17 protein-coding genes are annotated in these 18,385 nt (G+C 69.4%); 11 read left to right on the top strand and 6 right to left on the bottom strand.

The features are described from left to right. Positions 1-3 precede the first annotated feature (3 nt). Positions 4-741 carry a nucleotidyltransferase domain-containing protein gene (locus tag AB0F43_RS01980; RefSeq protein WP_360469280.1) on the top strand — a complete coding sequence of 246 codons (738 nt, stop codon included), beginning with the start codon at positions 4-6 and terminating at the stop codon, positions 739-741. Here AB0F43_RS01980 and AB0F43_RS01975 read toward each other — a convergent pair. Together AB0F43_RS01975 and AB0F43_RS01970 are read right to left on the bottom strand one after the other, a co-directional pair. Next, complete coding sequence (locus AB0F43_RS01975) at positions 728-1,198, bottom strand: YbaK/EbsC family protein (protein WP_360469278.1); 471 nt, start codon at positions 1,196-1,198, stop codon at positions 728-730. The genes AB0F43_RS01980 and AB0F43_RS01975 overlap by 14 nt on opposite strands. A 22-nt stretch (positions 1,199-1,220) precedes the next feature. Further along, positions 1,221-1,817 (bottom strand): DM13 domain-containing protein, encoded by a 597-nt coding sequence (locus AB0F43_RS01970; protein ID WP_360469275.1) that lies wholly within the window; start codon positions 1,815-1,817, stop codon positions 1,221-1,223. Positions 1,818-2,184: 367 nt separating this feature from the next. On the opposite strand from AB0F43_RS01970, the gene AB0F43_RS01965 reads away from it, so the two are divergent. From AB0F43_RS01965 to AB0F43_RS01950, 4 genes are all read left to right on the top strand, one after another. Then, complete coding sequence (locus AB0F43_RS01965; RefSeq protein ID WP_360469272.1) at positions 2,185-2,685, top strand: DUF6504 family protein; 501 nt, start codon at positions 2,185-2,187, stop codon at positions 2,683-2,685. Further along, a complete protein-coding gene (locus tag AB0F43_RS01960; RefSeq protein ID WP_360469271.1) occupies positions 2,682-3,137 on the top strand; it encodes an SAV_6107 family HEPN domain-containing protein in 456 nt (151 codons plus the stop codon). Before AB0F43_RS01965 ends, AB0F43_RS01960 begins: the two co-directional genes overlap by 4 nt. A 105-nt stretch (positions 3,138-3,242) precedes the next feature. Beyond that, positions 3,243-3,452: a hypothetical protein gene (locus AB0F43_RS01955; RefSeq protein ID WP_360469268.1), complete on the top strand. Its 210-nt coding sequence runs from the start codon at positions 3,243-3,245 to the stop codon at positions 3,450-3,452. Positions 3,453-4,052: 600 nt separating this feature from the next. Continuing rightward, complete coding sequence (locus AB0F43_RS01950) at positions 4,053-5,264, top strand: DUF480 domain-containing protein (RefSeq protein ID WP_360469265.1); 1,212 nt, start codon at positions 4,053-4,055, stop codon at positions 5,262-5,264. A gap of 82 nt (positions 5,265-5,346) precedes the next feature. On the opposite strand, the gene AB0F43_RS01945 is transcribed toward AB0F43_RS01950, so the two are convergent. Then, positions 5,347-5,706, bottom strand: a complete 360-nt coding sequence (locus AB0F43_RS01945; RefSeq protein WP_360469262.1) for a cupin domain-containing protein — start codon at positions 5,704-5,706, stop codon at positions 5,347-5,349. 422 nt (positions 5,707-6,128) lie between these two features. Between AB0F43_RS01945 and AB0F43_RS01940 the strand changes: the two genes are divergently transcribed. Both AB0F43_RS01940 and AB0F43_RS01935 read left to right on the top strand, forming a co-directional pair. Continuing rightward, positions 6,129-6,881: a methyltransferase domain-containing protein gene (locus tag AB0F43_RS01940; protein ID WP_360469259.1), complete on the top strand. Its 753-nt coding sequence runs from the start codon at positions 6,129-6,131 to the stop codon at positions 6,879-6,881. A 619-nt stretch (positions 6,882-7,500) separates the two neighbouring features. Further along, on the top strand, positions 7,501-7,920 hold the full coding sequence (locus tag AB0F43_RS01935; RefSeq protein WP_360469256.1) for a DUF3040 domain-containing protein: 420 nt from the start codon (positions 7,501-7,503) through the stop codon (positions 7,918-7,920). A gap of 340 nt (positions 7,921-8,260) precedes the next feature. On the opposite strand, the gene AB0F43_RS01930 is transcribed toward AB0F43_RS01935, so the two are convergent. From AB0F43_RS01930 to AB0F43_RS01920, 3 genes are all read right to left on the bottom strand, one after another. Further along, positions 8,261-10,618, bottom strand: coding sequence for a DUF3488 and transglutaminase-like domain-containing protein (locus AB0F43_RS01930; protein WP_360469254.1), 2,358 nt, complete (start codon positions 10,616-10,618; stop codon positions 8,261-8,263). Positions 10,619-10,733: 115 nt separating this feature from the next. Next, positions 10,734-12,020: a DUF58 domain-containing protein gene (locus AB0F43_RS01925; protein ID WP_360469252.1), complete on the bottom strand. Its 1,287-nt coding sequence runs from the start codon at positions 12,018-12,020 to the stop codon at positions 10,734-10,736. Positions 12,021-12,023: 3 nt separating this feature from the next. Next, a complete protein-coding gene (locus AB0F43_RS01920; protein WP_360472981.1) occupies positions 12,024-12,929 on the bottom strand; it encodes an AAA family ATPase in 906 nt (301 codons plus the stop codon). 612 nt (positions 12,930-13,541) lie between these two features. Between AB0F43_RS01920 and mraZ the strand changes: the two genes are divergently transcribed. The 4 genes from mraZ (at position 13,542) to AB0F43_RS01900 (ending at position 18,350) form a co-directional block, all read left to right on the top strand. Further along, the gene (mraZ, locus tag AB0F43_RS01915) at positions 13,542-13,973 is read left to right on the top strand and encodes a division/cell wall cluster transcriptional repressor MraZ (RefSeq protein ID WP_360469250.1); all 432 of its coding nucleotides are present in this window, start codon (positions 13,542-13,544) and stop codon (positions 13,971-13,973) included. Positions 13,974-14,378: 405 nt separating this feature from the next. Continuing rightward, positions 14,379-15,344, top strand: coding sequence for a 16S rRNA (cytosine(1402)-N(4))-methyltransferase RsmH (gene rsmH / locus AB0F43_RS01910; RefSeq protein ID WP_360469248.1), 966 nt, complete (start codon positions 14,379-14,381; stop codon positions 15,342-15,344). Beyond that, positions 15,344-15,997 carry a hypothetical protein gene (locus AB0F43_RS01905; protein ID WP_360469245.1) on the top strand — a complete coding sequence of 218 codons (654 nt, stop codon included), beginning with the start codon at positions 15,344-15,346 and terminating at the stop codon, positions 15,995-15,997. The genes rsmH and AB0F43_RS01905 overlap by 1 nt, the downstream gene beginning before the upstream one ends. Before the next feature lie 445 nt (positions 15,998-16,442). Further along, entirely contained in the window at positions 16,443-18,350 is a 1,908-nt protein-coding gene (locus AB0F43_RS01900) for a penicillin-binding protein 2 (protein WP_360469243.1), read from the top strand. Positions 18,351-18,385 lie beyond the last annotated feature (35 nt).

Genomic DNA, 18,385 nt, shown 5'->3' with positions numbered 1-18,385 from the left:
GCCGTGATCGACGCAGCCGTCCAGGCGTTGCTGGACGGCTTCGTCACATCAATACGCCAGATCGCCGAGATCGAGGCGATCTGGCTGCACGGCTCGTTGGCGTTGGGCGACTTCCAGCCGGAGCGGAGCGACCTCGACGTCGTGGCTGTCGTCTCGTCCCCGCCACCGCCGGAGGTCGCGGACCTTCATCGTCGCCTGATCGCGTCCTCGCCGTTGGCCGCGAAGCTGCACTGCTCCTACATCGTCGCTTCCGACTTGGCGGATCCTTCGGTCCGGCATCCGACCTTCGCCCAGGGGCGGTACTTCGACCGCCCGGTGACGCCGGTGACCCGACGCGAGCTCACCCTGGGTAACAGGTCGTTGTACGGGCCGCCGCCGGCCTCGTTGCTGCCAGCAACCGGTGATGCCGAGCTCTTCGCCTTCATCCGTCACGATCTGCGCGAGTTCTGGTTGCCGGTCACAGCCCGGCGAACGCCTTGGTACGCCGACATCTGGGTCGATCTGGGACTCGTGACGGTGGCCCGGGCCTACGTCACGTTGACGACCGGTGAACTCATCACCAAGCGGGCGGCGCTCGACGTACTGCCGGGGCTCGGTGCGCCGGAGGCCGTCGTACGGGACGTCGCCTGCCGGCGGTACGGTCCGGCGCGGCGGGCGAATCCGTTCTGGCGTCAGCGCCGGGCGGTGTTGACCCAGCGGTTCCTGCAGTCGGCGATTCCCATGGTGGTCAGTTCACGGTGATCGGGGTGCCCTTGGTGAGCTCCAGGAGCTCGGCGTACGTGGTGGGGAAGACCGAGTGCGGGATCCCGGCCGCCGCCCAGACGACGTCGTACTGCTCGAGGGCGGTGTCGACGTACGTGCCGACCTGGCGTTGGTGACCGACCGGTGCGACGCCACCGATCGACTGGCCGGTGTGCTCCTTGACGAAGTCCGGGGTGGCGCGGCGCAGCTTGGCGATGCCGAGCTCTGCCGCGACCTTCGCGGTGTCGACCCGGTGCGCGCCAGACGTCAGGATCAGCACGGGGGCGCCGTCGCCATCGAAGATCAGGCTGTTCGCGATCGCACCGACCTCACAACCGAGCTCGGCCGCCGCGGCCGCCGCGGTCGGCACCGCCTCGTCCAGGATCACGATCTCACCGGTGGCGCCGGCCGCCTGAAGCGCCTCGGCCACGCGTTGCACGTTGGGATGATTGCTCACGTTCGTGAGCTTAGGCGGCCTGTCACGCGGATTTGAGCTCGGCCGCCCCGAACGACACGTTGAAGCGGTCGCACCAGATCGTGACGCTGCGGAAGTCGTCGAGCTGCACGGTGCCGGGGATGGCGTAGTTCTGGTTGCCGTGGTTGCCCTTCAGGTTGCCCAGGTTCTGGTACTTGCCGTCGTCGAAGATGTGCCAGCCCTTGCGGCCGGGAATGGTCGGTGCGTCGCTGAGCCAGACCTTGAGGTCGGGGCCGTCGGAGGTTGCCAGGTTCTCCAGGCGAAGGATGCGGGAGCCGTCGGGGAGCTTGAGTACGGCGACCGTGCCTGCGGTGTCGTGCTCGTGCGCGATCAGCTTCCCGGTCAGCAGGACCACCCGAGTCGCCGGGGTCGGAGCCGCGGAGGTTGACGGAGCGGCGGGGGCTGAAGGCTTCGCGGAAACTGTCGGTGGCGTCGTCGACGATGACTGTGTGGAGATCGGAACGGCGCCGGGCAGCGCTTCGTCGACGACCTTGTCGGTGAAAACCCGCCACGGCTGGAAGAGCGGCAACGCGACCGCGGTGACCACGACGGCCACCGCCGCCGCGGCGATGACGGCTGTCCGGGTCCGGAACTTCGGCATGGGGGTTCCTTCCGTTCTCCTGGCTTCCTCCTCAGTGTGGACGGCGAACCGGCAACAGGGAGACGCGCCGGGCTTACGGCCCGTTGACGTTTGTCGGCGGGCGGCGATACGCTGTTCGTGTTCGAACAGATGTTCGATTACCTCCGGCCTGGTTTCGTCGGGAGACCGGCCAGAGGTGATCCGGACAGCTGGACGGCTCCGGTGCGGAGTTGCGGCCGCATCGGAAACCGGTGGTCCCGGCGGGCCGGGCACCGAGGTGGTCCTCGACCCCCACCTCGGGTCCGCCCGCCGGGCCTCGGGACCGGCCGTCGATCAGGGGCAAGTCCTTGATCAGGCGGAGGAGTTCGTACACAGGAGGCGATGGAGCATGTGGGAGTTCGACGAGGCCGTCGAAGTGCGTTCGGACGTCGTGGACGGCGTCGAGACCCCAGCGCAGTTCCTCTGGCGCGGCCGGCTCTGGCGCGTGTGCTCCGTCCAGGCCCAGTGGACCGAGACCGCCGCCTGGTGGGAGCGCGGAGTCATCGGTGCCGGCCTGGGCGCCGCGTACGACGGCCATCCCCGCACCAACCTGAACGGCGTGGCAGCATCGGCGAGTCCCCGATCTCGCCCGGACCGCGTAGCCGCGCACGCTCCCGGCGGGAGCACGACCGCCCTCGCTCCCGCCGGGTGCGCCACCCCGGCACCCGCCGGTGCCGGGATCGCCGAGAGTCCGGCGGCGGTCGGCGTACTGGATGCGGACTGGGGGCCGCGACGTGCGGTGTACCGAGTGGAGGCGGGGTGTGGCCGGCACGGTCGGCGGGAGCTGTTCGATCTCGCCCACGACCCGGACTCCGGCCGTTGGCAACTGGAAAGGGTGACGGACCGATGACTGTTTCACCGGTATCCCCGGCAGCCGCCGGTGCGGCCAGCCGGGAGCTGTCCCGCGCACGAGCCGCACTGGCCGAGGCGCGGGAGACGAGCGACCACCTGATCCGCTATTCGAGCGCCCACGTCGCGGCCCTTCGCGTCGCGGCCGCGGTCCTCGCCGTCCGCGCCCGTCCGGTGCGGTCCGGGACGCGCCGCCGGGTCCAGCGCAACGCCTGGGTCCTGCTCGCCGAGGTCGCCCCCGAGTTCGGCGAGTGGGCCACTTTCTTCGCCGCCGGCGCCTCGCAGCGCGCCGCCGCCGAAGCCGGCTTGGAGCGCGCCGTCACCACCCGCGAGGCGGACGACCTCGTCCGCGCCGTGGAGACCTTCTACGACCTGGTCGAGACCAGCCTCCGCCTCTCCGCCACCACTGACCCCCAGTCCGTCCTCACCCAACCCTGGATGCAAGCCAGCTGAACCGCTGCCGCCGACGGCTTTGAAGAGGACCAGCACGACAGAAGACTCGGAGAATTGCGAGTGGGCCACCTACGCAGAGGCGTCGGGAAAGACCTGTGCGGCCGAGTGCACGGAATCACCGGCATCGAGTGCTACCTGCCCGACACCCACTTTCCACAACCCCATCAATCCCTCACCGGCGAATCCTGGCACGACGGCCTCTGCAGCAAATGCGCCGGCGGCGGCACCTGGCACAACATCATCTGCGACCGCTGCAACGCCACCGGTTTCGAACCCATAGCCCTCATAGACCCCGACACCTACCAACCCGGCTGACCGACCCCCAAGATCAACCCGCGCACGACCCGCGAGCCCACCGCCAGTACTGCATCAGCTCGGCGTGCATCATCCACCGGCCGCGCCCTCGTCTACTGGCCGCGCTCTCGCCCTCCGGTCGCGCTCTCGCACCGGCCCTCGCACCGGCCATGCCCTCGTCTACTGGCCGCGCTCTCGCCGCCCACCGGTCGCGCTCTCGCCCACCGGCTGCGCTCCAGCTGGCGGGACCTTGGACACCTTCTGGGGAGCTTCGACAGGTAATGCCATGTTCACGGCCTCCGCATCCTGTCCAACGCCCCGGTCGCCTGCCGTCGCCCAGCCGTGCGTGGTGGACGTGGCTGATCAGTGCATCCTGGTTTCAGGCGTTCAGCATCGCGTCGGCCAGCTTTCTGAGCCACCTCGTGGAGCTGCGCGGCTGTGCGCCAACCTGTGGACGGATGCCTGGATTCGCTGCGCATCACCACCTGTGCAGATTGCGCGCCGCACCTCAGGGCTGCGTGCCGTGTTTGCTCCGGCAGAGTGCGTGCGTCCACCTAAGAGCTGCGTGCCGGGTTGGTCCGGCTCGCGTGTTGGGACCTCGTGGGACTTAAGGTCGTCAGGGTGAGTGAACTTCCTGTGCTCGAGCCCGAGGATCAGCGGCTGCTCGGGAGTCTGATGGAGAAGCAGACGACGGTGCCGGCGTCGTACCCTCTGACCGCCAACGCGTTGCGAACCGCGTGCAACCAGACAAGCAATCGAGACCCCATCGTCGACTACGACCAGGCGACGGTGGAGCGGACCGCCCGGTCGCTCAGGGACCGAGAGTTGGTGCGCATCGTGTGGGCCGACACGGGCCGGCGAACGCTCAAGTACCACCAGACCCTCGACGAGCGGCTCGGTCTCGACGCCGACGAGCGGGCACTCCTGACGGTGCTGCTACTTCGCGGCGCGCAGACACCCGGCGAGCTGCGCACCCGAACCGAACGGCTGCACAGGTTCGCCGACCGGGCCGAGGTCGAGGCCTGCCTACGCCGCATGGCGGAACGCCCCGAGCCCCTGGTACGCGAACTCGAACGGCGCGCCGGCCAACACGACCGTCGCTGGATCCACCTCCTCGGGCCGGTGCCGGAGCAGTCCGAGACAGTCGCCGCCGAAACGGTCGACCGGGACGCGGTGATCGCCGAAGGGCCGGATGTGCGTGACGACCGAGTGCGCTCGTCGTACGACGCCGTCGCAAGCGCGTACGCCGATCGCCTCTTGGACGAGCTGAACGACCTGCCGTTCGAGACCTGGCTGCTGGACCGGGTGATCGCCCGCGCGGCCGGTCGCCCAGTGGTGGAGGTCGGCTCGGGCCCAGGACACATCACCGCGTACCTGGCCGAGCACGGCGCCGACGCGACCGGCATCGACTTGTCGCCCGAGATGGTCGCCGAGGCCCGCCGCCGCTTCCCTGACCGCAACTTCGAGGTCGGCGATCTACGACGCCTTGGCCGCCCGCCCACGAGCTCTGGCTGGGCAGCCGTCCTGGCCTGGTACTCGCTCATCCACCTGGCCGCCTCCGAACTCCCCGACGCAATCTCGGCTCTGGTACGCCCACTGGATCCCGGCGGCCTGCTGGTCCTCGCCATGCACGCCGGCGCCGAGATCCGCCACGTCACCGAGGCCTTCGGCCACGAGGTCAACCTGGACGTCGTGCTCCACGACCCCGCCCACGTGGTCGCAGTCGCCGAGTCCGCCGGTCTCGTCGACATCGAGTGGTACCTCCGCGGCCCCCTCCAAACCAGACAAGAAACAACCCAACGCCTCTACGTCCTGGCCCGCACCCCCGCCTGACCGAAGCCGCTCCGGATGAGCGCCGCGGTCAGGTGAGCGCTCCGGGTGGTTTGCGTGCCTCGGGAGCCAGCTCGTTGGGTGGCTAGCTCTTGGCGTAGGTTTCGGCTGCTTTGGACTCGAACTCCAGGGCGACTACGGGCTCGTCGCCGACGACCCAGGCGTCGTGGCCCGGCTCGACTACGTAGGCGCTGCCTGGGGTCACGTGCGCCTTGGTGCCGTCGTTGTGAACGACGTCCAGTTCGCCGGAGAGGAGTGCTCCCACGTGCCGGACCTGGCAGGAGTCTCCGCCGACGACCGGCTTAATGCACTCCGACCAGCGCCAGCCGGGCTGGAAGGTGACCCGGGCGACGCTGATACCCGGCAGATTGACCACGTCGACGCGCGTCTTGTCCGGCGTACGTCGCTCGTCCGGCTCGTCGAAGGACTTGCTGAAAAGACTCATGACTGCCCCCTTGATTGGTGAATGTCCCCTTCCCCCGACAATGACCCCAAAATCCATCCGCGAACAGAGCCGCCACGTAACAACCCCTTACGGCAGCCGCGCCACCGTTCCCAGTCGTTGGTGAGCCCCTGCAGCAAACGCTGGCCACCGCGACCTCGTCGTACGGCGTCCGGATGCATGCCGGCCACCTCGCGCACTCGCAACCCCGACCACCTCACCAGCGTCCCGAGATGCACCGGCACCGCCGCCTCCGGACCGCACAGCCCATCCGGCTGACCGTCGACCGGTCAAGCAACAAGCTGACACGGGTGACGGCAACCGGTCCACCTGATCGTTGTGGGTCCGCGAGTGGGGCTTGGCGGGGTGGGGAGAGGTGGGGAAGTAGGGTGTGGCGGGGTGGGGGTTCTGGGTTGAGGAGGGTTATGACGATGGTCGATCGGCGGCGGCGGTCTGTGCGGACGGCGCTGGTGGCCGAGGCTCTGCGGGTTGCGTTGGCGGGGCGGGCGCGGATCGATCCCGATGCCGGGTTGGACATCGTCGACCTGGGTGGTGGGACCGGTGGGTTCGCGGTACCGCTGGCCGTCGAGGGACACCGGGTGACCGTCGTGGATCCGAGCCCTGATGCGCTGGCGTCCCTCGAGCGGCGGGCGAGTGACGAAGGTGTGAGCGAACTGGTCCGCGGTGTGCAGGGTGACGCGGCTGAGCTCCCCGGCCTCGCGGGTAAGTCGAGTGCGGACGCCGTACTGTGCCATGGGGTGCTCGAGGTCGTCGATGACCCGGTGCAGGCTTTGCAGGCGATGGCTTCGGTACTGCGGGAAGGCGGCGTACTCAGCCTTCTTGTTGCCCAGCGCAACGCTGTCGTACTGGCTCGGGCGCTCGCGGGGCACCTGGCTGAGGCCCGGATCGCGCTGGAGGATCCGGATGGGCGCTGGGGTGCGACGGATCCGATGCCGCGGCGGTTCGACGAGGCTGGGATCAGTGAGCAGCTGGCCGATGCCGGGTTCATGGTCCACACGGTTCATGGCGTCCGCACGTTCGCGGACCTGGTGCCGTCTGCCTTCGTCGATTCGGAGCCCGGCGCCGCTGAGTCCCTGGCCGAGCTCGAGCGCGCTGCCAGCCAGCATCCCGCGTTCCGGGCACTCGCGACCCAGCTCCACATCCTCGCCACCCGCTGAGCCCTCCCGCAGGTACGGCGCTGGCGACCGCCGCGGCGTGGATCTGTTGTGGTCACACCAGATTCGAAGCTGCACGCGATACCGCGGCGACGGACGGTGACTGACCGGTGACGTGGCCGGCCGCGGCAGTCTGACCGGTCGGGGACGGGAGCTCCTGGCCCCGCGCCACCTGGGCTGGGTTCACGCGTGTAGCCGGAGTTGGCCGGGACAGCCTGACCAGGCGATACCGGGGCCGGAAGCCCAAAGACTGGGGCGGGCGGGGGCAGCCCATGGCTGTAGCGGGGGCTGGCCGGGGACCGCCTGACCGGGCGGTGCTTCGGAGGCGGCAGCGCAAGGTGGGCCGGGAGCCGACGGCGCGGGGAGATCGGTGGTTGGGCGCTGGCTTGCCGCGGGGGAGGGGGTGCATGGGTGACTGCTCGGGGTTGGTCGCGGGCGGGTGAGGGTTGCGCCTGGAATAGACCGGTCAGCTGGATTGGGTGCGGAAGTGGGCGCGACACGCCTCGGGGATGGGGTTTGAGGGGGGAGTTGCGGGACCGTGACGCGCTGGACAGGCGGTCAGGGTTTCGTGTGACGCACGCGCGGCCTAGACTGGAGTCGGCCTATCGAGATCGCGCTCATCATGGAGGGATCGACGGTGCCCCTCTCGGAAGAAGAGCAGCGCCAGTTCGAGCAGCTCGAACGTGCCCTTGCTGCGGAAGACCCGAAGTTCGTTTCCGCCATGCGAGGGACCAATGTGCGCTTGTACTACAAGCGCCGGGCAGTTCTTGCCGGCGTTGGATTCGTGCTGGGCATCGTTGTCCTGATGACCGGCGCGATCATCCCCAACACCATCATCGGAGTCATCGGCTTCGTGATGATGGTCGCCTGTCTTTACATCGCCGCGCTGAGCATGAAGCGGATCAGCAACGCCGGGGACTCCGACGACATCCCGCCGCCTCCGCCGCCGACCAAACGGCACCGGACCAAGCACGACTCGTCCGGCAGCTTCATGGAGCGGATGGAGGACCGCTGGCGGCGCCGCCGCGACGAAGACCTCTGACGGTACGCCGCGCCTGAGCGCGCAACCGGCCGACGAACCACACCCGCGCCCCTGCTGGCGCGGGTGTGGTTCTTTGTTTCTTGGGGTACGGCGGGGGTGCCGCTGCCGCAGCCTTTGTTCTTCGGGTGCGGGTTGCTCCCGTTCGGCGCTTTGCAGGTTTGCTTTCGCCTGATCGTTGATGGCTTGGCAAAGCGCCGAACGTGAGCGGTTGGCGTGGGGGGATGGTTCAGGCGAGGAGCAGCCGGTGGACGCGCGGAGTAAGCGGGCGGGGAGCGGGTGGGGGAGTTTGGGTGGCGCACATGGGTCGGCCGCGCAGCTGGAGGGCTGCGCGGCCGGGAGGCTAACTTGCGGGACGGCGGCGTAGGACGAGGGAGCGGAGACGGGCCAGGAGGAGGTCGAACTCGTCGAGGAGGTCGGAGGCCTCTGTGCTGCCTCGGTTCAGGTACCAGCGCCAGGACGGTGGGAGCAGGCGCGCTCGCCACCGGCGGAACTGCGACGCCTGGGACCAGAGGGCCTGGCGTACGGCGGAGGCCTCGGCGCGAAGGTCCAGGCTCAGCTCTGTGTCACCGGCGTACCGCAGGGCCTCGATGCCGCGGGCGAGGCGGAGTGCTTGCGGGTGTGCGTCGGCGGGCAGTTGGTTGACGAGCCACTCGCCCGCTTGGCGTGGGGTGGCGATGTCGGACCAGTCGAGGCTCAGATCGCGCGCCGTGTCGCGGATCTCCGCCCACAGACCCTCGGCCCCGAGTCTGCCCGGTGGTCTGGCGAAACGGCGGCGCCGGGTCAGGCTGCGGATCAGCCAGGGGATGCAGAGGAGGAGGATGGCGCCGGCGACGATGGCGATCGTCCGCCCACCGCCGTTGGTGAACCAGTTGCCGCTGTCGACGACAGCCACTCCGGTGTCGTCCGGCAGGTTGCGGTCGCCGTTCGGCCTCTCGATGCCCGGGTTCTCGGTCGCGCCCGGCGCGGTCGGCGCGGTGGTCGGTGCCGTCGACGGGCTGCTCGGGTCCGGGGTGGTGGCGACGGTCCAGTTCGGCGTGCCCGCGACCCGGGCGGCCGGGGTCGGCTCGAACCGGACCCAGCCGATGCCGTCGAAGTACAGCTCCGGCCAGGCGTGCATGTCGTGCATCCGCACGGTGTACTCGCCGTCCTCACCGGCTTGGCCGGGCAGGAACCCGATGCCGACCCGGGACGGGATGCCGATGATCCGGGCCATCAGCGCCATCCCGGTGGCGAACTGCTCGCAGTAGCCGGTCTTGTTCTGCAGCAGGAACTCGCGCAGCGCCCGCATACCGCTGCCGCGCGCGTTCTCGGTGCTGTAGCTGAACCCGCCGCCGCTGCGGAACCAGTTCTGCAGCAGGACCGCCGCCTCGAACTGGTTGCCCTTGGCACCGTTCGTGACGTCGAGGGTGAGCTCCCGGATGGACTGCGGCGTCTCCCGGGGGACCCGGCTGGTGTACCGGTCCGGCTCAGCGGCGCCGGTCGCGTCGTGCAGCTGCTGCGACGTCGGCTGCAGGTCGTACGTCGTGAGGTCGTACTTCTTGCCGCCGACCACCTGTCCGTTCGACGAGACCACGTCGAGGCTGCCGGCGTCGTACCGCCAGTCCCGCTTGAGCGAGATCGAGCGCACCGGGTAGGGGACCGGGGCGAACTGGGAGCGGAAGCTCCGGCTGACGTCGATCTCCATCTTGGACTGCGGGACCTTGCTCAGGTCACCGCCGTACCCGGGCGGCGGGGTCAGTTCGTCGCCGATCTTGCGGCCCTCCTGGCGCGGTGCGATCCGCCAGGTGTCACCGTCGAAGAAGTCGAGGGCGGTCAGACGCAGGTAGCTACCGCCGGCCGGGCCGCCCTTGTAGGTGAGTGCGACCACGTTGTCGCCGCGCTTCAGGTTCTTGCCCATGTCCAGCATCGGGTCCGTGGACGAGATCGACGCGCCGATACCGGTACCGGTCCCGCCGCCGGCCAGACCGTTGCCGATGACACCTTCCGGCAACGTCGGCAGCAACGCGGGCAGCAGCGCGGCCAGGGCCACGACGGTCAAACCGATCCGCCGGCCGGCCTGACCGAGCGCGGAAGCCTCCACCGGCTCGGCGGCATCCAGGTGTGACACACCGGAGATCCGGCGTCCCCAACGACTGAGCCGACTGCGCCCTTCGGCCGACAGCAGCACGATGTATCCGAGCGCCGGCGGGACGAACAGCAACGCCGGCAGCCCGCCGTGCACGGTCGCGGCCGGCACCGTGTACATGATCAGCAACAGCAAGCCGGCCCACGCTGCCTGGCGAAGTTGTACGGCGATGACGTGGATGAGCAACCCGGTCGCCGCGATCACCGAGGCGGCGAACAGGGTCAGGTGCGAGTCCGGGGGCAGCGGCGCGCTGAACCGATTGATCGAGTCCATCGCGTTGACCATCTGCTGGTTGAACTCGAGGGCGGTCGCCTTGACCGGCACCAGCCCGAACTTCATTGTCTCGCGCAGGAAGAACAACGAGATCAGTTCCACCAGCACCAGCAGCTGGACGAACGGTACGACGATCCGCGGGGTGCGCAGGTTCTGCAGCAGGACGCCGACACCGGTGATCGCGCCGCACAGGAACGCGCTGATGAACAGGAACGGCCCGGAGAACACCGGCGTCAGGACGAGCGACCCCAGCACGGTCGCTCCCCACGCCGCGAGAGAGATCCTGGCGTGTCCGGTCATGGGGCCTCCCGGCCTGGACTGAGGAGCGGAGGGAGCGAAGCGACCGGAGTGACGAGGGAAGGCCGGGAGTCACAGCCCCATGACCCGTCGCGCGGCAGCGCGGCAATGTGCACGGTCATGCGATCCTTCCGGTCCTTAGTCCGAGGCCGGACCACACGGTGGGTAGGTGGTCGCCGCGTCTGACTCTGGCAACCCGCCAGCCGTTCCGGCGTAGTTCGTTCTCGGTGGCGTCCGCGGCGGCGGTCAGCCGGGCCGCCTTCTCGGTGGTCTCGGCACCGACCGCCCAGCTGGAGGCGTCGAGCACCAGCGCGACGCCGATCGCCTGACTGGTCCGCCAGCGGTTGAGCGCGATGACGTCGTCGGAGCTCAACGCGCCGACGATCGCGATCACCAGGCTCGGCTCCTGCGCGCGCCGGTCGACGGTCAGCAGCGGGCCGATCTCGGCGTACTTGTGCTCCTCGATGGTCGCGCACTCGGTCAGCAACTGCTGTGCGCTGAGTGGTTGGTGTACGGCGGCCGACGTACGGTGGCTGATTGCCGACAGCGTGGTCGGGCCGCCCAGGAGGGTGGTGGCGTAGCCGCGGCGGATCCGGTCGGTGCCGATCGAGGCGGCCGCGCTGACCGCCCACTCGAGGCTGGACGACGGGCCGTGGCCGTGGTGCGAAATGGTCCGCGCGTCCAGGAACATGGCGCACCTGCTCTGCCAGGGCTGCTCTTCCCGCCGCACCATCAGCTCGCCGCGGCGTGCGGTCGACCGCCAGTGCACCCGGCGCAGGTCGTCACCGTCGCGGTACTCGCGGACGGTCGCGTCCTCCTCGCCGGCCGAGGCGATCGCGCGCGGCCGGTTCTCACCCGAGCCGGCCCGGTCCGCGCCCAGCCGGATCTCGGGCAGCTTGTAGACGCGCGGTGTGACCAGCAGGTGCTGGCTGCGGGTGAACGTCCGGCTGGTCTCCACCAGACCGAACGGGTCGGCCACCGTCAGCATCAACGGCCCGACCTGGAACAGCCCGCGTACGTCGCTCTTGACCGGATAGCTCACGGTACGACGCCAGTTCGGGCTGACCCGGTCGACCACGAACCGGGGCCGGTGCCCCAGTACATAAGGAATCCGGTCCTCGAGCAGCAGCAGGCCGGCGGGCATCCGGCCTTGGTTGCTCAGGGCAAGCTCCACCGTCGCCTGCTGGCCGACCGGAACCTGGTCCGGTGCCAGGCTCCGCCGTACTTGCAGCCGCAATCTGGTCCGCCCGACCACGAGTGCCGCGACGAGCGGCAGGGCGACCAGGAGGATGCCGACGCGCAGCAGGTCCTTCTGCCCGAGCAGAAGCGCGCACAGCGACGCGGTGATGCCGGCCGCGACGAAGGCCCGCCCTCTGGTGGTCAGCCCGCGCAGTGCCTGCCGCATGTCTCAGTCCCGACGCGTGCGGGGCAGTGGCACCGTGGCCACCAGCCCGGAGATGATGTCGGCTGCACCGCGCCCACCGAGATGCGCCTCAGCCGCAGGAAGTACTCGGTGCGCCAGCACCGGTACGGCGAGCTCCTGGATGTCGTCCGGCAGGACGAACTCGCGGGAGTCCAGTGCCGCGGCCGCACGAGCGGCGCGGATCAGGTGCAGTGTCGACCGCGGGCTCGCACCCAGGCGCAGCTCCTGCGACCGGCGGGTCGCTCCGACGAGTGCGACCGTGTACTCCTTGACCGACTCCGACACGTGCACCGACTGCACCGTCTTCACCAGCCGGAGGATCTGCTGGCCGTCGGTGACGGCCTGCAGGCTGGCCAGTGGGTCGTCGGCGGCGTGACCGTCGAGCATCCGCAGCTCTGCGGCCGGCTCGGGGTAGCCCATCGAGACCCGGGCCATGAACCGGTCCCGCTGTGCCTCGGGGAGTGGGTACGTCCCTTCCATCTCGATCGGGTTCTGGGTCGCGATGACCATGAACGGCGCCTCGAGCTGGTACGTCGTGGTGTCGACGGTGACCTGGCGTTCCTCCATCGACTCCAGCAGCGCGGCCTGGGTCTTCGGCGAGGCGCGGTTGATCTCGTCGCCGACCACGATGTTCGCGAACACCGCGCCGGGCTTGAACTCGAAGTCGCGGATCTCCTGGTTGAAGACCGACACGCCGGTGATGTCGGACGGCAGCAGGTCCGGCGTGAACTGGATCCGGCGCACGCTGCAGTCGATCGACTTGGCCAGCGCCTTCGCGAGCATCGTCTTGCCGACGCCCGGCACGTCCTCGATCAGCAGGTGTCCCTCGGCCAGCAGGACCGTGATGGCGACCTCGACCACGTCGGGTTTGCCCTCGATCACCTGCTCCATCGCCCGGCGGACCCGGCCCGCCACCTCGGACAGCTCGTCGAAGTCTCCGGCTCCTGCCAGCGCCGAGCTGGTCGCGGTGGTGCTCACCCTGTGTCCTCCCCAATCGTTGACGGCCGACACATTCTCACCCGCTGTAGGGGTCCGGCCTAGAGCAGGGGAAGTTTCGTTACCTGGCGTTTCGGTGTTCATCGGCACAGGCCCTCACCGGCATCGGTCGGAAAGTCGTCCCTCCAAGCGTACGGGTGAGCAAAACCATCCGCCGCGCGTACGACGATGCCGCCGGCCGAAGCTTCCCGGCCGAACTCACGTGGAGCGAAGTGGAGCAGGCCCGAGCGCGACCTTGAGAAGCCACCAACCAATTTTCGCGGCCGGAGATGGTCGGTGGCTTCTCAACGTGAGCTTGGGGGCGGGCAGGCGGTGAGCTCGGGGTGGGCAGGCGGTTGAGGGGGCGGCGGCACGCGGTGGACGCGCTGAGAATCAGGCGGCACGTGGGGGAAACGGGGCGGAAGTTGGTTGACGGTGGTGCAAAGTGGAGTAAGGTGGAGCGCAGTGGAACTGAAATGGTGGAAACAGCTCGCCTGAGACGGAGAGTCCGCAACGGGGAGGTGGAGCGTGTTCCTCGGAACTCACTTCCCCAAGCTCGACGACAAAGGACGGCTGTTCCTGCCGGCGAAGTTCCGGGACGAACTGGCTGACGGCCTGGTGATCACGCGTGGACAGGAGCGGTCGCTGTCCGTGTGGCCCGAGAGCGAGTTCGTCCAGCTGACCGAGCAGTTGAAGCAGGCACCGATCACCAACAAGGGTGCGCGGGACTACCTGCGGATGCTGTTCGCCGGAGCCTCGAACGAGGTGCCGGACAAGCAGGGCCGGGTCACCATCCCGCCGATGCTGCGCGATTACGCGGGACTGGATCGCGACTGCGTCGTCATCGGGGCGATGAACAGGGTGGAGATCTGGAACACGGAGAACTGGAACAGGTACTCCGCGGAGCAGGAGCAGGCGTTCGCCGACCTCTCCGAGGAGGTTCTGCCCGGCATCTTCTAGCTGACCGGCATCTACCAGCTGAACAGTGGGCGAGCAGGACCGGGAACACACCGGCCGTCCGGTGAGATCACGGGTCCGACTTCCGACCTCAGGTGTTGGCGTCACTTCCCCGGCGCCAAGACCCCGAGGTACTTCCCCGGAAGGCGTACCCGCGATCTGACCGGACGGTGATGTGTCCCCGGACCGCTCCACCGAACATTCACAGCAGCCGGCTGGACCGGCTCGACCCCGCCCCGACGCACCACAGGCAGGACGCAGTACGGCGAACAGCCGGACCGGATCCGCGACATCCGGACGGCGCTCACCGGAAAGGCCGGCTCACCGCAGCTGGCCGGAAGGGCAGGACGCAACTCACGAGAACCTGCGGGGGCAGGGTCGCTCCCGCGGCGACGGGAAGGGTCGAGGATGGACGCTGCGGAGCGGCATGTGCCGGTGATGCTGGAGCGCGTGGTCGCGCTGCTGGCACCGGCGCTCGCGCACCCCGGCGCGGTCCTCGTCGACGCGACCCTCGGCCTCGGTGGTCACTCCGAGGCGTTTTTGCGCCGGTTCCCCGACGCCCGGCTGATCGGCCTCGACCGTGACCCCGAGGCGCTGCGGCTCGCCGGTGACCGGCTGGCGCCGTACCAGGAGCGGACCACTCTCGTGCACGCCGTGTACGACGAACTGCCGCAGGTGCTGGCGGACCTCGACGTACCAGCGATCGACGGGATCCTGTTCGACCTGGGTGTCTCCTCGATGCAGCTGGACGAGGCCGAGCGCGGTTTCGCCTACGCGCAGGACGCGCCGCTGGACATGCGGATGGACACCACCGGCCCGACCACGGCGGCCGACATCGTGAACACCTACAGCGCCGCCGACCTGGCCCGGATCCTGTTCCAGTACGGCGAGGAGAAGTTCGCCCGGCGGATCGCGGACCGGATCGTGCGCGAGCGTGCGACCGAGCCCTTCACCACCAGTGCCCGGCTGTCCGAGCTGGTCCGCAACGCGATCCCGCAGGCGGCCCGGCGGACCGGGGGACACCCGGCCAAGCGGACCTTCCAGGCGCTGCGGATCGAGGTGAACGGCGAGCTCGACGTACTGCGGCGTGCGCTGCCGGCCGCGATCGAGGCGCTGGCGCTGCACGGGCGGATCGTCGTCATGAGCTACCACTCGCTGGAGGACCGGATCACCAAGCAGACGTTCGCGACCGGGACCAAGTCCGACGTACCCGACGACCTGCCGGTGATTCCGGCCGGGCACGAGCCGTACCTCAAGCTGCTGACCCGGGGTGCCGAGCGGCCGACCGAGGAGGAGGTCGCGGCGAACCCGCGGGCCGCCTCCGTTCGCGTGCGGGCGGCCGAGCGGGTCCGGGAGAAGGGATTGGTGGCCTGATGAGCACTGTGTTCAGTCCGTCCAAGGCGCGGGTCGTCAACCCGGCGCCGGCCAAGCGGCCGGAGCCGAAGCTCCGGGTCGTCTACGGTGCGCCGTTCCGGCCGCCGCGGATGCCGTTCGTCATCTTCGTGGTGTCGCTGCTGGCGGCCGGCCTGGTCGGCTTGCTGCTGCTCAACACGGAGTTGCAGGGCGGGACGTTCCAGGTGACCGCGCTGAACAAGCAGGCCGACCAGCTGAAGGACCAGCAGGAGCAGCTGGAGAAGCAGGTGCGCACGCTCGAGTCGCCGCAGAACCTGGCCGACCGCGCGCTGCGGATGGGCATGGTGCCGAACCCGAACCCGGTCTTCCTGCGGCTGTCCGACGGGCAGGTGCTGGGTGTGCCGGAGGAGGGCAAGGCCGGCACGGGCACGGCGATGTTCGGTCCCGGCACGCCGACGGGTACGACGCCCAAGCCGCCGGTCGCCACGGTCAAGCCGCCTGCCACCGCCGTGAAGCCACCGGCGGCGAGGCTGAGGCCGCCCCCGGCCACGGTGAAGCCGCCGGCCACCGCCACGAAGCCGCCGGTGACCGGCACGACAGCACGGACAGGTACGGCGACGGGTAACAAACCGCCCGCCGGCACGACCACACGTACGACGACCACCGGGGGATGATCGGATGACGGACCGACGAGGCAGCGAGCCACCACGCAAGCGTGGTGAACCGGGCCGGAGCACTCCGCCCCGCAAGTCTCAGCCTCGTCCTTCGTCGGCTACGGACAGCACCCGGTCCACCCCACAGCGTCCCGAGTCCACCCGAGACCGCCTCCTCCGCAAAGCCCGCGAGGAGGCGGACGGCACTCCGCACCGACCGGAAGGTGGAGAACGCTCCGGGCGGGCCCCGCGCAAGCAGGCGGGAAGAGATGGGTCAGGCGGAAGCAAGCCCGCGCCGCGGAAGCAGGCGTCGAGCGGGAGTTCGGCCGCGGCGCGGAAGCAGGCGTCGGGTGGAGGCTCCGCAGTGCCGCGGAAGCGGACAGGGGCCCGGAAGGCCGTGGCTGCGCGGGCCGAAGCGCCCGCAGTTCGGCCGCGAAAGGCTGCGGCACGGCCGGCGCCTCGCCGGATGGGTGCGGACGGGACCGCGCGCAAGGCCCCGGCCAAGAAGGCGCCTGGTCAGAAGAGCCAGGCCAAGAAGCGCCCACCGCAGAATCGGCCGCCCAAGAAGAAGAAGGTCAAGCGGCCACCCCGGACGCTCAAGCTCGGCCGGCCCACGCTCCGGCTGCGGGTGACGTTCGGGGTGATGGCGTTCGTGCTGTCGCTGTTCGCCGGGCGGCTGGTGCTGCTGCAGGGCGTGGACCCCGACAGCTACGCGCTGGCGGCGACCCGGGAGAACACCAAGCCGTTCGTGCTGCACGCGTCCCGTGGTGCGATCCTGGACCGCAACGGCGTACCACTGAGCGTGTCCGAGGACGCCGTCGCGATCACCGCCGACCCGACCCAGACCAGCAAGGTCGCACCGCAGCTCGCTCAGATCCTGGCGCCGAAGCTGACCGGTACGACGTACGCGAAGCTCGTCACCGCGATGACCGGCAAGGGCCGCTTCGCCTACCTCGCCCGTCAGGTCAGCCCGCAGACCTGGAACGCCATCGAGGCGGAGCTGAAGACGAGGAACGCCGCGATCAGCGAGCAGAACGAGGGCAAGCCGCAGGACCAGCAGGCGCCGCTGCTGGCCGGGATCTACACCGAGGACGACCCGATCCGCAGTCACCCGAACGGCACCATCGCGGCCAACGTGGTCGGCGTGGTCGGGGCCGACGGTAAGGGCCTGTCCGGGCTCGAGTACGGCATGAACGACAAGCTGTCCGGCCAGGACGGCAAGGCGATGTACGAGGTCGACACCAAGGGCAACAAGATCCCGAACGCGAACCACACGGTCCAGGAGCCGAAGCCCGGTGTCACCGCGCAGCTGACCCTGGACGCGGACCTGCAGTGGTTCGCGGAGAAGCGGATCGAGCAGGCGGTGAAGCAGTACAAGGCCACCTCCGGCACGGTGGTCACGCAGGACGTGAAGTCGGGCGAGATCCTGGCGATGGCGAACTACCCGACCTTCGACCCGAACAAGCCGGTCAAGTCGAGTGAGCTCTACAACCCCGCGCTGGAGCAGGTCTACGAGCCGGGCAGTGTGCAGAAGGTGGTCACCATGGCCGCGCTCGCCGATGCCGGGCTGATCGACCTGAACACCAAGCTGAAGGTGCCGGGCAGCATCACCGTCCAGCGCCGGACCATCAAAGACCACTTCGAGCACGGCACGCTCGACCTGACCATCGCCGGCGTGATCGCGAAGTCGTCGAACGTGGGCACGATCATGGCCGCGCAGCAGATGCGGGTCCCGCAGTTCGTGAAGTACCTGAAGGACTTCGGCTTCGGCGCGCCGACCGGGCTGAACTTCCCGGGCGAGAGCCGCGGCCTGATGCCACCCGGTGACGAGTGGAGCGAGCTGACCCGGTCGAACGTCGCGTTCGGCCAGGGCCTGTCCGCGAACGCCGTCCAGATGACGGCAGCGGTGAACGCGGTCGCCAACGGTGGCGTCTATGTCCCGCCGAAGCTGGTGAGGAACTACGTCGATGCGAACGGCACCGTCATCCCGAACCCGTCCGGGGCGTCCCGCCGGGTGGTGAGCGAGAAAGCCGCCAAGGAGGTCTCCACGATGATGGAGGCCGTCACCGCCAAGGGCGGTACAGCGACCCAGGCCGCCATCGACGGCTACCGGGTGGCCGGCAAGACGGGTACGGCCCAGGAAGTCGACTCCGCCTGCGGCTGCTACCGCAAGTGGGCCACGTCTTTCGCCGGATTTGCTCCCGCCGACAACCCGCGCTTCGTTACGTACGTCGTACTCCAGAACCCGACGAACGGGCGTAGTGGTGGTGGACAGGGAGGACCGGTGTTCCGTGACGTGATGAGCTACGCGCTGCAGAAGTACGTCGTACCGCCGACCGGTGCGAAGCAGCCAGTCGTACCGCTCGAGTGGTGACTGAGGTTGAGGGTCCGGTGGGAGTCAAACGGGCC

The sequence above is a fragment of the Kribbella sp. NPDC023972 genome, assembly GCF_040639075.1.
Taxonomy (GTDB): Bacteria; Actinomycetota; Actinomycetes; order Propionibacteriales; family Kribbellaceae; genus Kribbella.
The sequence above is the reverse complement of the archived record's forward strand: the minus strand, read 5'-3'. Positions and strand labels throughout refer to the sequence as shown.

What these genes read in the sequence shown, in the direction of transcription:
- AB0F43_RS01905 (WP_360469245.1), top strand. Translation starts at nt 15,344, where the DNA reads ATGAGCACTGTGTTCAGTCCGTCCAAGGCGCGGGTCGTCAACCCGGCG.
- AB0F43_RS01935 (WP_360469256.1), top strand. Translation starts at nt 7,501, where the DNA reads ATGGAGGGATCGACGGTGCCCCTCTCGGAAGAAGAGCAGCGCCAGTTC.
- AB0F43_RS01960 (WP_360469271.1), top strand. Translation starts at nt 2,682, where the DNA reads ATGACTGTTTCACCGGTATCCCCGGCAGCCGCCGGTGCGGCCAGCCGG.
- AB0F43_RS01970 (WP_360469275.1), bottom strand. Translation starts at nt 1,817, where the DNA reads ATGCCGAAGTTCCGGACCCGGACAGCCGTCATCGCCGCGGCGGCGGTG.
- rsmH (WP_360469248.1), top strand. Translation starts at nt 14,379, where the DNA reads ATGGACGCTGCGGAGCGGCATGTGCCGGTGATGCTGGAGCGCGTGGTC.
- AB0F43_RS01925 (WP_360469252.1), bottom strand. Translation starts at nt 12,020, where the DNA reads ATGCGGCAGGCACTGCGCGGGCTGACCACCAGAGGGCGGGCCTTCGTC.
- AB0F43_RS01945 (WP_360469262.1), bottom strand. Translation starts at nt 5,706, where the DNA reads ATGAGTCTTTTCAGCAAGTCCTTCGACGAGCCGGACGAGCGACGTACG.
- AB0F43_RS01965 (WP_360469272.1), top strand. Translation starts at nt 2,185, where the DNA reads ATGTGGGAGTTCGACGAGGCCGTCGAAGTGCGTTCGGACGTCGTGGAC.
- AB0F43_RS01920 (WP_360472981.1), bottom strand. Translation starts at nt 12,929, where the DNA reads ATGGAGCAGGTGATCGAGGGCAAACCCGACGTGGTCGAGGTCGCCATC.
- AB0F43_RS01900 (WP_360469243.1), top strand. Translation starts at nt 16,443, where the DNA reads ATGGGTGCGGACGGGACCGCGCGCAAGGCCCCGGCCAAGAAGGCGCCT.
- AB0F43_RS01930 (WP_360469254.1), bottom strand. Translation starts at nt 10,618, where the DNA reads ATGACCGGACACGCCAGGATCTCTCTCGCGGCGTGGGGAGCGACCGTG.
- AB0F43_RS01940 (WP_360469259.1), top strand. Translation starts at nt 6,129, where the DNA reads ATGACGATGGTCGATCGGCGGCGGCGGTCTGTGCGGACGGCGCTGGTG.